Source organism: Bacillus sp. FSL K6-1012, assembly GCF_037964915.1.
GTDB classification, from domain to species: Bacteria; Bacillota; Bacilli; order Bacillales; family Bacillaceae; genus Bacillus; species Bacillus halotolerans.
Window position 1 is genome coordinate 1,966,357 of sequence record NZ_CP150175.1, and the last position, 13,417, is coordinate 1,979,773.

At 38.6% G+C, this 13,417-nt stretch carries 21 protein-coding genes; 18 read left to right on the forward strand and 3 right to left on the reverse strand.

The window, feature by feature from the left end; all coding sequences use genetic code 11:
- Nucleotides 1-1,059, reverse strand: a complete 1,059-nt coding sequence (locus tag NSS75_RS09940) for an ImmA/IrrE family metallo-endopeptidase (protein WP_332276448.1) — start codon at nucleotides 1,057-1,059, stop codon at nucleotides 1-3.
- Nucleotides 1,056-1,397, reverse strand: coding sequence for a helix-turn-helix transcriptional regulator (locus NSS75_RS09945; protein WP_072692611.1), 342 nt, complete (start codon nucleotides 1,395-1,397; stop codon nucleotides 1,056-1,058). The genes NSS75_RS09940 and NSS75_RS09945 overlap by 4 nt, the downstream gene beginning before the upstream one ends.
- 95 nt (nucleotides 1,398-1,492) lie before the next feature.
- Between NSS75_RS09945 and NSS75_RS09950 the strand changes: the two genes are divergently transcribed.
- The 14 genes from NSS75_RS09950 (at nucleotide 1,493) to NSS75_RS10015 (ending at nucleotide 9,986) form a co-directional block, all read left to right on the forward strand.
- Nucleotides 1,493-1,729, forward strand: a complete 237-nt coding sequence (locus tag NSS75_RS09950; protein ID WP_059335915.1) for a helix-turn-helix transcriptional regulator — start codon at nucleotides 1,493-1,495, stop codon at nucleotides 1,727-1,729.
- Between the two features lie 105 nt (nucleotides 1,730-1,834).
- Nucleotides 1,835-2,596 (forward strand): phage regulatory protein/antirepressor Ant, encoded by a 762-nt coding sequence (locus NSS75_RS09955; protein WP_332276449.1) that lies wholly within the window; start codon nucleotides 1,835-1,837, stop codon nucleotides 2,594-2,596.
- Between the two features lie 14 nt (nucleotides 2,597-2,610).
- The gene (locus NSS75_RS09960) at nucleotides 2,611-2,922 is read left to right on the forward strand and encodes a helix-turn-helix domain-containing protein (protein WP_160216210.1); all 312 of its coding nucleotides are present in this window, start codon (nucleotides 2,611-2,613) and stop codon (nucleotides 2,920-2,922) included.
- A 12-nt stretch (nucleotides 2,923-2,934) separates the two neighbouring features.
- A complete protein-coding gene (locus NSS75_RS09965; RefSeq protein ID WP_033881116.1) occupies nucleotides 2,935-3,174 on the forward strand; it encodes a hypothetical protein in 240 nt (79 codons plus the stop codon).
- Nucleotides 3,171-3,446, forward strand: coding sequence for a YqaH family protein (locus NSS75_RS09970; protein WP_268306584.1), 276 nt, complete (start codon nucleotides 3,171-3,173; stop codon nucleotides 3,444-3,446). The genes NSS75_RS09965 and NSS75_RS09970 overlap by 4 nt, the downstream gene beginning before the upstream one ends.
- On the forward strand, nucleotides 3,436-3,573 hold the full coding sequence (locus NSS75_RS09975) for a hypothetical protein (protein ID WP_339237308.1): 138 nt from the start codon (nucleotides 3,436-3,438) through the stop codon (nucleotides 3,571-3,573). The genes NSS75_RS09970 and NSS75_RS09975 overlap by 11 nt, the downstream gene beginning before the upstream one ends.
- A gap of 66 nt (nucleotides 3,574-3,639) precedes the next feature.
- A complete protein-coding gene (locus tag NSS75_RS09980; protein WP_060399200.1) occupies nucleotides 3,640-4,194 on the forward strand; it encodes a host-nuclease inhibitor Gam family protein in 555 nt (184 codons plus the stop codon).
- Nucleotides 4,195-4,197: 3 nt separating this feature from the next.
- A complete protein-coding gene (locus tag NSS75_RS09985; RefSeq protein ID WP_268306582.1) occupies nucleotides 4,198-5,136 on the forward strand; it encodes an AAA family ATPase in 939 nt (312 codons plus the stop codon).
- Nucleotides 5,126-5,323 carry a hypothetical protein gene (locus tag NSS75_RS09990; RefSeq protein ID WP_019260095.1) on the forward strand — a complete coding sequence of 66 codons (198 nt, stop codon included), beginning with the start codon at nucleotides 5,126-5,128 and terminating at the stop codon, nucleotides 5,321-5,323. Before NSS75_RS09985 ends, NSS75_RS09990 begins: the two co-directional genes overlap by 11 nt.
- 24 nt (nucleotides 5,324-5,347) lie before the next feature.
- The gene (locus NSS75_RS09995) at nucleotides 5,348-5,785 is read left to right on the forward strand and encodes a DUF669 domain-containing protein (protein WP_332276452.1); all 438 of its coding nucleotides are present in this window, start codon (nucleotides 5,348-5,350) and stop codon (nucleotides 5,783-5,785) included.
- 60 nt (nucleotides 5,786-5,845) lie between these two features.
- Entirely contained in the window at nucleotides 5,846-8,263 is a 2,418-nt protein-coding gene (locus tag NSS75_RS10000; RefSeq protein WP_339237315.1) for a phage/plasmid primase, P4 family, read from the forward strand.
- 200 nt (nucleotides 8,264-8,463) lie between these two features.
- Nucleotides 8,464-8,901 carry a hypothetical protein gene (locus tag NSS75_RS10005; RefSeq protein WP_339237317.1) on the forward strand — a complete coding sequence of 146 codons (438 nt, stop codon included), beginning with the start codon at nucleotides 8,464-8,466 and terminating at the stop codon, nucleotides 8,899-8,901.
- On the forward strand, nucleotides 8,898-9,437 hold the full coding sequence (locus tag NSS75_RS10010; protein WP_332276455.1) for an ERCC4 domain-containing protein: 540 nt from the start codon (nucleotides 8,898-8,900) through the stop codon (nucleotides 9,435-9,437). The genes NSS75_RS10005 and NSS75_RS10010 overlap by 4 nt, the downstream gene beginning before the upstream one ends.
- Nucleotides 9,438-9,470: 33 nt before the next feature.
- Nucleotides 9,471-9,986: a putative metallopeptidase gene (locus NSS75_RS10015; protein ID WP_339237320.1), complete on the forward strand. Its 516-nt coding sequence runs from the start codon at nucleotides 9,471-9,473 to the stop codon at nucleotides 9,984-9,986.
- 313 nt (nucleotides 9,987-10,299) lie between these two features.
- Here the strand turns inward: NSS75_RS10015 and NSS75_RS10020 are convergent, their stop codons facing one another.
- Entirely contained in the window at nucleotides 10,300-10,572 is a 273-nt protein-coding gene (locus tag NSS75_RS10020; protein WP_099043103.1) for a hypothetical protein, read from the reverse strand.
- A 222-nt stretch (nucleotides 10,573-10,794) separates the two neighbouring features.
- On the opposite strand from NSS75_RS10020, the gene NSS75_RS10025 reads away from it, so the two are divergent.
- The 4 genes from NSS75_RS10025 (at nucleotide 10,795) to NSS75_RS10040 (ending at nucleotide 13,248) form a co-directional block, all read left to right on the forward strand.
- Nucleotides 10,795-11,208 carry an ArpU family phage packaging/lysis transcriptional regulator gene (locus tag NSS75_RS10025; protein ID WP_124042826.1) on the forward strand — a complete coding sequence of 138 codons (414 nt, stop codon included), beginning with the start codon at nucleotides 10,795-10,797 and terminating at the stop codon, nucleotides 11,206-11,208.
- A gap of 91 nt (nucleotides 11,209-11,299) precedes the next feature.
- Nucleotides 11,300-11,674: a hypothetical protein gene (locus NSS75_RS10030; protein WP_019260087.1), complete on the forward strand. Its 375-nt coding sequence runs from the start codon at nucleotides 11,300-11,302 to the stop codon at nucleotides 11,672-11,674.
- Nucleotides 11,675-12,146: 472 nt separating this feature from the next.
- Complete coding sequence (locus NSS75_RS10035; protein ID WP_317679794.1) at nucleotides 12,147-12,548, forward strand: hypothetical protein; 402 nt, start codon at nucleotides 12,147-12,149, stop codon at nucleotides 12,546-12,548.
- Nucleotides 12,549-12,687: 139 nt separating this feature from the next.
- A complete protein-coding gene (locus tag NSS75_RS10040) occupies nucleotides 12,688-13,248 on the forward strand; it encodes a hypothetical protein (protein WP_317679793.1) in 561 nt (186 codons plus the stop codon).
- Nucleotides 13,249-13,417 lie beyond the last annotated feature (169 nt).

Consider the following 13,417-nt stretch of genomic DNA (forward strand, 5'->3'; position numbering starts at 1 on the left):
TTAAGAATTATTGTAATTAACTGTAAAAGGAAATGGGTTTGAATTATTTTCGTAATTTTGTTTTTCTTCAATCCAGTCTTGCAACAGTCCTTGACGATAGAACGTAGATTCATTACCACACTGTGAACAATAACGAGCATTACCGTCTAGTATTGATTCACAACTTTGTTGAACAAAGTTCCATCCTGTGTCATCTGTTTGATATGTGTCGGCGCATTTATTAATTAAATATGCACTGCAAATTTTACATATATCACCTTCGTGATTCACTTGTTCGTTTTGGCATTTAGGACAAATAAGTGCTCTTCCATTTTTGTCTAATTGGTAACCACTATATATCAACTCTGTTTTCTCCTTTTTATTTATTAGTTTGTTATTTCCACAAATAGGACAATATTTTGCTGATTTATTAACAAAAGAATGAGCACAATTACGGCAAAATATTGAATTTTTTATAGTTGAAATAAATTGTTTAAAACATTTTAATTGAAGGTTAATCATTGGCATAAACGTATTGTATAAATCAAAACTTAATGATTTTAATCTTACCTTTGCAGCTCGCTTAGATATTTTGAAATAGTTAATTAATTCAGCTTCCGTTTTTATGTCTAAATGTTTAACTAATACAGCAGGAGCGAGTACATTTCTAGCAAATGAGTTCACCTCATTTTCTAATACTCTATACTTTGATTCAGTCATTTTACTTCTTCTTAGTATAGTTTCCTCGAGTTCAACAAGATGGTTCATATATATATGGCCTATTTCATGCATTAAAGTAAAACGGATTCTTCCTGGTATCATAATTGTATCGTTATAAGCAATTGTGTGGTTTATCCCATCATAAATGGTGTAACCATCTTTACTTTGAAATGCCTCTATTATTTCAGGGATGCTCATTTCGTGTATTTCTGCTAATTCAGAATACGAAATTAATCCCCATTTATTTCTTTTGATTATTTGGAATGGGTCTATTGGAAAGTCAGAAATATTTTCGTTAGCAAAAAAATAACTGACTTTCTGCATCACTTTAGTGTACCGAGCTTTTTTAGGGAAATTCATTCATCCATCGCTTCTTTTCCACGTTGTTGCATTGTTTTAATTAATGCTTTTAAAGCATCCTTTTGTCCAGTATTCAAATTGTTTATATCTCTTGCAATTGTTCTTACTTCTTCATCAAATTCATTTAAAGTAGATTCGTTATTATCTCTTCCAAGAAGAAAATCAACACCCACGTTATAAAAATCAGCTATCTTCTTTAACATTTCGACGCTAGGTTTTGCTATATCATTTTCCCATGAATTATATCTTCCACGTTGAATTTCCAACTTATCTGCCACTTGGTACTGACTCAACCCTCTTTGTGATCTAAGTTTTTTTAGATTTTTACCTAAACTCATAATTGTCCTCCAGAAAAAAATTTTCCATTCGGGGTTGACGGATAATTAAATTATCCATTATAATCAGAACTACCGAAAGGAAGGTGGTGGATAAAGTGACCAAAAAACGCCAATACTTTTCTAAGTGTCGCAAAGCCAAAGGCACACAAGAGTATGTGGCAAAAGAAAACGGTATTTCAACTGTCTATCTGCGTATGATTGAAAATGGAACATTTACTCCTGGTAGAGATCTAATGTTTCGACTATGTTATTATTTTGATCAACCGGCAGATAAATTATTTCCGGATTACTTTTGTAATACGTCTCTTAAGTATGCCAAAAGCGATAATTAAATTATCCATATTTGGATTATAGATAATTTAATCGCACTAGTCAACGGTTTTCTATTTTTTTGCTACTTTGGATAATTAAATTATCCGTTATGGAGGGGAAATGAATTGCATTTAAAAATAATTAATAACCATGGAGATTTGATGGTAGAGAGTCGACAGGTAGCCAAATTGACAGGGAAACGACATACAGACTTAATTAGGGCTATCAAAAGTTATTTAGATGTTTTAACCGACGCAAAATTGCGTCCGTTAGAATTCTTCGTTCCTTCAACTTATGAAGACAATAAAGGAGAAACACGATTATGTTATCTTTTGACTCGTAAAGGCTGCGACATGGTTGCAAACAAAATGACTGGTGAGAAGGGTGTTTTGTTTACAGCTGCCTATGTAACAAAGTTTGAAGAAATGGAGAACAAACTTAGGCCCGACATTCCTCAGTCATTACCAGAAGCATTACGGCTTGCTGCTGATCTTGCAGAAAAGAATGAACATCTTCTTCTGGAAAATGCACAGAAAAACCAAATGATAAATGAGTTACAACCTAAAGCATCTTACTATGATTTGGTTTTACAGAATAAATCCTTACTTTCAATCAGCAAGATAGCTAAAGACTATGGAATGAGTGGAACTAAGATGAACAAACTTCTCCATGAGTTAGGAATTCAATTTAAGCAGGGCGACTGTTGGTTGCTATATCAGAAATACGCTGATAAAGGTTACACACAAAGTAAGACTCACGCAATCGACTCTGATAAAAGCAAGCTTCACACTTATTGGACTCAGAAAGGCCGGTTGTTTATCTATGAAACCCTAAAAAATAAAAAAGGCATACTTCCGATAATTGAACGAGAAGAACGTGCATCGTAAGGAGGTGAATAAGAATGATTGAATTAACGATGAAAGCTGATTCTGAATCATTTAGAAACAATTTATATGATTTGCTTCAAGAAGTTGCTGCTTCAATAATCGAGGACAATCGAAAAGAGCATGAACTTCCTTATATGATCAGTAAAGCTCAACTAGCTAAATACATTTTTAACGTCAGTTCACAAACGCTTGACGCACATGTCATTTACAGGGAGGACTTTCCTAAATTTAAAGTAGGGGAAAGAATATTATTTCCTCGAGACATGGTTTTAGAATGGATTCGAAAAAATATGGAAGTTGTTGAGTCTATAAAGACGAGAGATTAAAGGAGGACCAAAATGAAAGAACTACCCGCACATGTTGAAGAAAGACTTTACGAATTTTTCATGAAGTACTCTGTACCACGGATTCTTAAAAAGGAGGCTAAGATGAAAAATGCTCTTAAGCTTGCTGCTTTCTTTGCAGAATTTGAGCAAAAAATGATTAAAAAGAACCGATTAAAGGTTGCTAATTTCTCTAATAGACAAATGGTGAGACAATGTCATGTCTACTTAGAACTGAAAGGATTTGAAGAATGAAACTAAATCAATTTCTTAAATCAGATAAGGAAAAAGCTAAACGTAAATTGGCATCCGCACAGTTTCTGCTGAACGAATTGCTTCCAGATGAAATAGAGGACAACAATTTCGATGAATGTATTGATCTCTGTTTGTCAGCTGCTGAAATGTTCAAGGAAATCAAACGGATGCATCATCCTGAACAAGTCGTTCAGCTACATGAAGTTGCAACTCAATTTCTTAGTAAAGGTCTTGATGTCTCAATTGTAAAGAGGCCTGTATATGAATCTTGAGCATCCGATCATAACGGAAATTAATCGTTACGGTTATCCAAAAGAGTATCTCCAGTATGACCAGGATCGGGAAGAGGATGCCGATGAAGAAGTAAATAAAAAAAGCCCACACGGCAATGTGGACTAAAAACAAACAAGCAAGTTCATTTTAAATGGAACTCTCAACAAAATCAAATAGAGGAAGGTGTCTCATATGAATCCATTACAGGACTTTGAACTAAATGAAATTAATAACGGCGAACTGCCGGGGAACCGTCCACAATTTGAAATTACTGATATGAACAGCCTGAACTGGGCTTTCCGGAAAATAGCTGCACTTAAGTCGCAGGAAAAGGAAATCAAAGCACTGGCAGCCACAGAAAAGCAACGTATTGAAGAATGGGAAAGGCAGGAGCTTAAGCCTTTAGCTGACAGTCTTTCATTCTTTGAAAACCTGGTGAGTGTCTATCATACAAAGCAGCTGCAGGAAGACCCGAAGGCAAAAACGCTTTCCACACCTTATGGGAAATCTAAAAGTCGGACCACAAAAGCAGCGCCTAAAGAAGTGGACAAGGAAAAACTTCTGCAGCATGTGAAGGATGCCGGTATGGAGGAGTTTATAAAAGAGTCTGTGGCATGGGGCGATCTTAAGAAGACATTGACTGTCACTGAGCTTGAAGGTAAACCGATCGTAATTGATTCAAATGGACAAGCTGTCCCCGGCGTAGAAGTCCAGCCAGAAACAGTCAGTTTCAAAGTGGAGGTGTGATAGATGTTTCAAGTCACAAACGCACAGCGTGAAAAAGAAAAGGCAATTGTCGGCTTTATCGGTCCGAGTGGTTCCGGTAAAACAGCCGGCGCCCTACTGGTAGCTTACGGAATGATGCGTGAAGCATACCCAGAAGTAAGCGACGAGGTAATCTGGTCAAAGATCGGTGTCGTTGATACTGAGCACCGACGCGCAAAACTGTACGCTAATTTACAGTTTGATGATATTCGCATCGGTAGCTTTAAGCATATTGATTTTACACCGCCGTATACAACTGAGCGTTATCAAATGGCTGTAGAAGCGATTAAGAACGCCGGTGCTGAGGTTGTCGTAATTGATTCACTCTCACACAACTGGCAGGGTGAAGGCGGAATAGTTGAAACACATGGCAGCATGTCCGGTAACTCTTTTCAAAACTGGGGCAAGCTTGCGCCGGAAACAACCAAGCTCATTAAGACATTAACGCAAAATGATGTTCACATCTTAGCGACATTGAGAACAAAAACGGAGTATGTAGTGGAGCCTGATAATAACGGCAAAATGGCTCCTCGTAAGGTTGGGACAAAACCTGTACAGAAAGATGAAATGGAATACGAGTTTATGCTCAACTTTAATATTGACATTGATCATATGGCTGAGACCTCAAAAGACAATACGCGAATGTTTGAAGGCTCTTCAATCAAGCTAAACCCAGAAGTCGGCCGCAAACTTTATCAGTGGCTTGAGCTCGGTATTGACGTAAAGGCGGAGGAAGAAACAGAACGCCTCGGGTTGATTACTCACATCAAAATGATGATTGAGAGCAACGAAAAGGCTGCGCAAATGATTGAGGAGTTCCAGATCAAAGCGAATCAGAAGCTTGAACAATGGAATATCAAACTTGCTAATGCTGCTATTGATAGATTAAACAGCGTACTTGGAGGTGAGCCAAGTGAAAAATGATTCAAAACTCGAAGAGATTCGGGGGCATGCGACCATATCTGACGTGCCCTGGTTAATTTCAGAGATTGATAGATTGAATAGTGGCATAGACAGTGTAATTTATGATTTGCGAAATGAAGACATCACTGATCCGCATGTAGTGGATTCAATTACGCAAAATCTTGTAGCTGTACTAAACGGCAAATAAAACAAAAAATTGGAGGAATTAAACATGTTCACAGTAGATCATAGCAAAGGCGAAGCATTTGAACCAATTAAACCAGGAGAATATGAGGCGACGGTTATTAACTTTGAAGCAAAAACGGCTGCATCTGGTAATGAGCGTCTTGTCGTAGATTATGAAATTCGCTCTGACGTTGAGCAGGCATGCCAGGGCCAGAAAATCCTATACGATAATTTCACTGTTACAGATAATGCAATGTGGAGATTTCATCAAGCATCAAAGGCCGCAGGCTTCCCGAACGGAATGAAATTTAAGGATCATATTGAATGGGCCAATGCTTTCCTCAATAAACCGATCCGCCTAGTTGTCGGAGAAAGAGAGCATAACGGCAAAAAATATCCAGAAGTCAAAGCGTTTAAGCCGTCAGAAGCGCTGGCGCCAGATACCGGCTCAATTACAGTGAGCGATGAAGATGTACCATTTTGATCACAAGAAATACATTTGAGGGAGTGTATAGCTCCCTCGTTTTTAAAGGGGAGTTAATACATGTACGACTTTAAAAATATACCACAAGAGCTAAAAAACGCCCCTCAGTGGATTTTATGGCGTTCGGAAGAGCGTAATGGCAAAAAAACGAAAGTGCCATATCAGATTGACGGCAGCATGGCTCAATCAAGCAATAAGCGAACCTGGTCCACCTTTGCAACTATCATGAAGTTTTTCAATGAACAGGAGTATGACGGTATCGGCTTCATGTTTTCTAAAGATGATCCGTTCATCGGAATAGATATAGATCACTGTGTAGATGATGGTGTTCTGTCTCCTTTCGCTCAGGAAATCATCCAGACAATTAGCAGCTATACTGAATACTCTCCGAGTGGTGAAGGTGTTCATATTATCGCGAAAGGTAAGCTCCCATTACGCGGACCGGGCACAGGGAGAAAAAATATAGATAAAGGCCTGGAAGTATACAGGCATGGCCGTTATTTCACATTCACCGGAAACAGTCTTGATGTTGGACCTGTTCAGGAACGATCAGAAGAAATCAAAACTATCTTTGATAAGTACCTGACAGAGAAGGAAGAAGCAAAACCGGTCAGTACCCGAACACAATCCGTAAGTGATATGAGTAATCTTTCAAATAAAGAAATTTGGGAAAGAATGTTCAACAGTAAGAATGGAAAAAGCATTCAGGACCTGTTTAACGGCCAGTTGATTAATGAAGATCATTCTTCCACAGATATGGCTTTATGTAATCACTTGGCATTCTGGACGGACAAGGACGCATCAAAAATGGATTCTATGTTTCGTGAATCAAATTTGTTTCGCGAAAAGTGGGATCGGCAGCATTCAGCCGACGGAGCTACATATGGAGAAATGACTATTGCTGCAGCTATCTATTCGACCGGCCCCACAATATCCGACCTGATGGAGCAGCAAGAGCAGCCGTATGAAGTGTATTTCTCGCAGCCGCAGGCCTCACAGGTTGCTGACACAGAGGAAATCATAGACACGCCACCGGTCTTTCACCTGACTGAGCTAGGCAACGCTGAAAGGCTTGTATATTACCACGGCAAGAATATCAGATATTGTAACGAGCTCGACTGGCTAATCTGGAACGGGAAGATGTGGGAGGAAGACGGCAAGAGGCAGATCGAGGCATTAACTGCCCAAACTCTACGGGCCATTTACGGGGAAGCGAAGGCCACGGAAGACGGCTACAGAAAAAAGCAGCTTAACGATTGGGCTAAAAAATGCGAGCGTCGCAATATTCGAATGAACACCATCCTGGATACCCGGCCGATGGTTGCTGTAAGAAAACAAGAACTCGACTCTCATAAATATCTGTTTAACTGTGAGAATGGTGTGATTGACTTAAAAACTGGGGAGCTACTGCCACATGATCGTGATTTTCTATTCACTAAAATTTCATCAGTGGCTTATCAAAAGGATGCCGACTGCCCAAACTGGAAGGCATTCTTAGAAAGCATTTTTATAGATGAACAAGGGCAGCCAAACTATGAAATTATTGATTTTATGCAGAAAGCAATTGGCTATTCATTGACGGGGGATACTACGGAACAAGTCATGTTCTTTCTGTTTGGTAATGGCCGTAACGGTAAATCAACGTTTATCAATACAGTTCAGCAGCTGCTGGGCGACTATGGCCGGCAGACGAACAGTGACACATTCATAAAAAAGAAGAATGATAGCAGCATCAACAATGACATAGCCCGACTCGACGGGGCGCGTTTTGTGTCGGCTGTAGAGAGTGAAGAAGGTCAACAGCTGTCTGAGTCTTTGGTGAAGCAGATCACCGGGGGCGAAAAGATGTCCGCGCGTTTCTTACGCCAGGAGTATTTTGAGTTTACTCCTGAATTTAAAGTGTTCTTTACGACAAACCATAAACCAATTGTAAAGGGCAGCGATGAGGGTATCTGGCGCCGTATCCGGCTTGTCCCGTTCACTGTCACCATTCCGAAAGAGAAAGTGGACAAAAAGCTCCCGCAGAAACTTGCTGCAGAAATGCCAGGCATTCTCCGATGGGCAGTAGAAGGCTGCTTGAAGTGGCAGAAGGAAGGGCTTAAGGAACCGGAAGTGATCCGAAAAGCAACAGAAGGTTACCGTGAGGATATGGATATATTAGGGCCGTATATGTCAGAAAGATGTGTTGTTCATCCATCAGCAAAAATTGAAGCAAAAGAACTCTATAAGGATTATAAAAACTGGTGCTATGAAAATGATGAGATTGAACTCAAAAATCGCGCTTTTTATAGACAAATTGAAATTCGAGGGTTTAAGAAGGAAAACGGAGCGAAAAATAAAGTCTTCTTTTATGGTATAGGGCTAAACAAATATCAGAGTCACTTGAATTTTTCTGAAAGGGTTAACGAAGGGGTTAATGAATCAAATGCGAAAAATGACTCCAAAAAGGTTACTTCTATAAATAGAAAAAAGCTATAAATCCTTTAGTATCAAGGGGTTAAGAGTCTATCTCTACATTTTAATTATTTTTAGGGTTAATAAGGGTTAATGATTTTGTTTGTTCCCCTCACATGAAAATTAATTAATAAAAAATAAATATATATATATAGGGCTTTAATACAAAATGCATTAACCTTCGTTAACTCATTAACCCGTTTTGATAAAAAGAGGTGAGAAAATTGCACCCAAAACAAATTTGTTCCGATTTAGAGGTGTTGGGCTCGCGTTTGGTTCTTGATGGAAACGATCTTTATATTGAGAAACCTGAGAAAGTCTATCCGGAACTTGAGGCGTTTGTCCAATCTTACAAAAAGCGAATTATTCGGTATTTGAAAGGCGAATACTCGGATCATGAACATAATGTGAAACAGACTATAGATAAAATCATTAATTATTTCATGGGCATTGATCAAGATATTAATAGAAAAATAGATGATTGGTTCAATCATGATTATGAATCAGTTATGAAGGTGATGAAATTGCTTGTTCTCTTTTGGGAGAACGGCTGGAGGGAGCTAAAGAAATCCGTTTCAAATTATGAAAGCGAGGAAACGGACCGGCTTTCCGTAGAAATTTATGATCGGGCCATGTCGTATTTTAAGGGGAAGAAAGCATGACAATTATTCACTATAACTATTCGGAAACAGAGTTGAAAGCGATTCTGGACAGCATGATCATTATTGTGGATACGAGAGAGCAAAAGAACCAGCATGTTCTCGATTATCTCCGTAAAAAGAAAGTGGCAATCAAGTTCAAAGGAATGAAAACGGGCGATTACTCGGCCATGATCCCCAAGAATGATGAATTGGGAATCAGCCGTGATATGTATTTGAATGCAGCCATTGAACGGAAAAATGGAGTGGATGAGTTGGTGCAGTCGATTAAAGACCGTTCTCGTTTTGAAAATGAATTGATCCGGGCGTCCAGGCATCCATTTACTCTTCTTGTGGAGGACCTGGAAGGGTACCAAAAAATACTGAACGGAAAATATCGTTCAAAGTATGAACCGAAAGCGCTGCTGGGCAGCTTGAAAACATTTGAGGTTCGCTACGGCTTTTCAACTGTTTTTCTTAGCCCTAACGCTACCGGAAATTACATTTACCATCACTTTCATTATATGGCCCGGGAACTGCTGAAAGGCGGGCTTGTGTAAATCTGAATAAAACAATCAAAGGGAGGAAGTAACATGGCATTTGTAGGTTTTGAGGAATCGAAGGAAGTACGGCAGCTGGCTGAAAGCATAATTGATGAACATCATCCACATTTAAAAGACGCTAAACAGCAAATTGGTTTTTATCTCCGTGAGGGTAACAGCAAATGGGCAGGAAAGGCGAAAAAATGCACAGCATTCGAATGTCATATGACGGATTACATGCTTTTCGTGTTTATCAATAAGGCTGCATGGAAGACAATGCCGGAGGAACAGCGCGCTGCCCTGGTAGATCATGAGCTTTGCCATTTTACTCGGGAAGAATGGGAAGAGCCTGATCCGAAAGACCAAAGTAAATGGGTGACTGTATACGGCGCTGCCACTGATCCAGACAGTTGGGGAATCCGTGAGCATGACGTTGAAGAATTCTCTGAGATTATTGAGCGCCATGGTTTATGGGATACCGGTATTGAAACATTTGCCGAGGCAGTCCGTGAAGCAGATCATCAAATGACTATTTCAGACATGCACTGTCTATCGAGGGTGAAATAAATGGGGGTAGTTAGAAACTATCTTTTAGGGGATTTTGCATACATCGAAACCGAACGTGAGTTTGTTTTGGTGATAAAAAATAAGATTTACGGTCCGTATGATAACAGTAAATTTAAAGCAATTTTGTATGCGTTGGAATGTGGCTTGAAAAAGTAGCGTTGAGGAGGAAAGAGCGTGAAAGATAAAAGAGAAATTGACCGAATGAAGAAGTGATTGAGGATTTAACTAATGAAGAAGAAATGGTGCTGATCATTGACGGGAGCTTGTTGTGAAAATAAAAAAGAGGGAAGATTCCCTCTTTAAAAGTCAGCACTCATACAGGTGTTGAGTACCAACAACGTTCATATGCACCATACCAAATACCTGAGTAAGTTTTCGCACCTTTTAAGTACCAATTATAGGTGCCGTCGTTATAAATAGCCGGTATTGCATTTCTAGAAGAGTATGGGCCAAATATTTCTGAAGTACAATACTTCCATGTTTCATTAGGGCTAGCAGCTTCTGCTTGAGCAGTAAAAAAAGCAGATGAAGAAACTAACAAAGCGAGTGATAGAACTGAACTTGCAATTACTTTTTTAATTTGCATGATTGACGCTCCTTTTCGTTTGAGAGAATAGTCTTACAAGTTTAATAATACTATATATTCAAATATAATCCATGTAAAAATTTATTTAACTTATATGGGAATTAGTAATGGAAGGAGATAAGGAGGGCGCGGAGTGATTTTCTCTATTATAGCTGCTCTCTTCATGTTAAACTCATTTGCCCTCATTGTGTGGGGTTGCTTAACTGAACGACGAATACAAAAATGGGAACGCGAAAAATAGAGGAAAGGAGGGCGGGTGTGACAGAACAACTTTCATTCCTTCAGCCTGTGGATTTGAAGGCAGTCCGTAAAATCGTGATCAAAGAACTTAAAGATTATCGAGCTTTGAAAGTACAGCTTGAGAATAAAAAGGAATCGGTTGACGCTGGCATCAGCCCGTTTCCTTCTATCAGAGATTCTTTCATATTAAATGAATTGAAGGTCAAACAGATGGAAAGGGCGTTAGAAAACAGCCTGGACGATGAAGAACGGATGATCATTGAGAAAAAATACTTAACAGCCAGCCAAACAAAAGACATTCATATCTATATGGAACTTGGCATGAAAAAGGACACCTATTATGAAATAAAACAGCGTGCTATTCTACGTATTGCCACAGCACTCGGGATAATATGAATTAAATGTGAACATCAAAAATATGGGTGTAATTACTTTTGTTGTATTTTTTATAGGGAGATAAAATGTAGACAAAAGGAGGAGATTTTAAATGAAAAGAAAACTATTGATGACAATTGGTTCTTTAAGTATGGCTTCAAGTTTATTTTTGGGATTTTCAAATTCAGCAGTAGCAGCTTCTAGTTCAGATGCTATATTACTTTCAGCAGGATCAGCTTATACTGGCTATGTAGATGGAGCGCATGGTTATGGAAGATGGACAGTTCAAAGTAATAGTTCAACTGCGACTGGAATATTGTATGAAAAATGTGGATCTACTGCGGAAAAATCGATAGGACAACCTTTGGTAGCCGAAAATGGAAAATCAGCAAGTGGTTCGGCATATATGCAAGGTGGATGTAAATATCGAGTTTTGTTATCTGCTGGTTCTGGTGGAGGAAAAGCATATATAAGAAATACAAATTAATATATGGTTTAGGCACTCGGGAAAATCCGAGTGCTATTTTTATCGACAAACTCCCGACAAAACAGGGGACATTTTAGGGGACAAAAAGGGGGACTATTTATGTTTGAAATCCCGATAAACTTTACCTATCAACGAAATACGATAAATAAAACTTATCGAAATATACGGGAGAAGCGTCTTTCCCTTATCAAGACGAATTCGGATACGGAACAAAGGTGTTGAGGGATGAAGCCAAAACGAGAGGAGCATTCTGAGCCTGGATAGCAGCTAGTCTGAGGCGTCCGTATCGGGAGAATAGTATTATCGTATTTCATTGTGCGATCTTGCTATACTTGGCTTCCTCTCGGAGTATGTGTGGGATCAATTTTAATAAGCGATTAGCATAAGGAGGCATTAAACTTTTTTTCGACAAATTCTGCAAATTATTCCTTATTTCTTTTCTTTCACCGATAATAAGGTGGGAGGTGATGAAATGAGTTACAGGCATGATATGAAGAACCATAATCCTCAGCAGCAAGCAATTGTACGTCAAAGAGATGAAGAAGAAAAACGTCGTCGAGAAGAAGCTGAGCGACAAAAAGTGAAATGCGAGGGAAGTCCAAGAAATGGTGATTATGAGGGTGTCTATTTCACCAAAAACGGAGAATATTTATTGGAATTAAGAGTCTCTGGGACTGCTCTTGTAAATGCTCCTTGTAATTTAAAGGATATTGACATAAAGAAATGGTTGTGTAAAACAGGGAGATTATATCTTGATAAGGTTAAGGAATTTGAGATAGTTACTCTTCTTTCCCATGACGTAGAAAATCAAAAGATTAAGACAGAATGGGAGTCACTCCGCAGAGAGGATTTACCCGAACAATTTGATTCATAGAAACCAATTAGTAGCGCTTTCCATAGGAGGGCGCTTTTTTATATTCTCTGTAAACTGTTTCCGGTAAATCGTTCGACAAATTCCGCAAATAGTACCATTGTCGCTCTCTTTTGCCGATAAAAGGGATCGAGGTGATAATATGCAAAACCATTCTTTGATGGAAACAAAAGAAATATCGAAATACCTAGAAAAAAGATACGGGAAACCCTATAAAGAAAATCTGACCATTCAGCAAGTTGTTAAAGAAGCATTAAAAAGAGATCACAGTGAAGAGCAATTGAAACTGATGGTTAATAGATTAGATTCGAACCTCAATGTTTCAAATGATCTAAGCTCTCTTACAACTATTCCTTTTACATTACTTACATCAGTTCTTGCCGCAGTGCTTAGCGTCTTTGTTGTTACGTTCACTTTCTATTTCAATACTATGAATAGTTTTTCCACCACTATGTTACAAAAGGATAAAGAAAGTAAGATAAATTTTGGAGACGTCCTTAATACTGTTGTTCAAGGTGGAATGGAAATAGTTTCGCCAATATTTTATTTTAGTATCATTATGACTTTAATGATGTTTGGGCTGTGGGGGTGGATCACAACTAAAAGTAAGAGATATTATGAACAGCAGCGGGGTTTTAAGTTGTTATTAGACGAAGTAATGGAAGAGTTTAAAAAAGAATCTAAAGAAGAATCTAAAGGATAGGCATTGGACAGTTAGCATCATTCTACGGGATGGTGCTTTTTTATATTCTCTGTAAACTGCTTCCGGTAAATTTCAGAAAAACAATTGGCGGTTAACGGCTTGAGTGCGGTGGCAGTTTAGAAAGAATAAACATTAAAGAGAATCGTTCGACAAATTTTGCACATGGTTA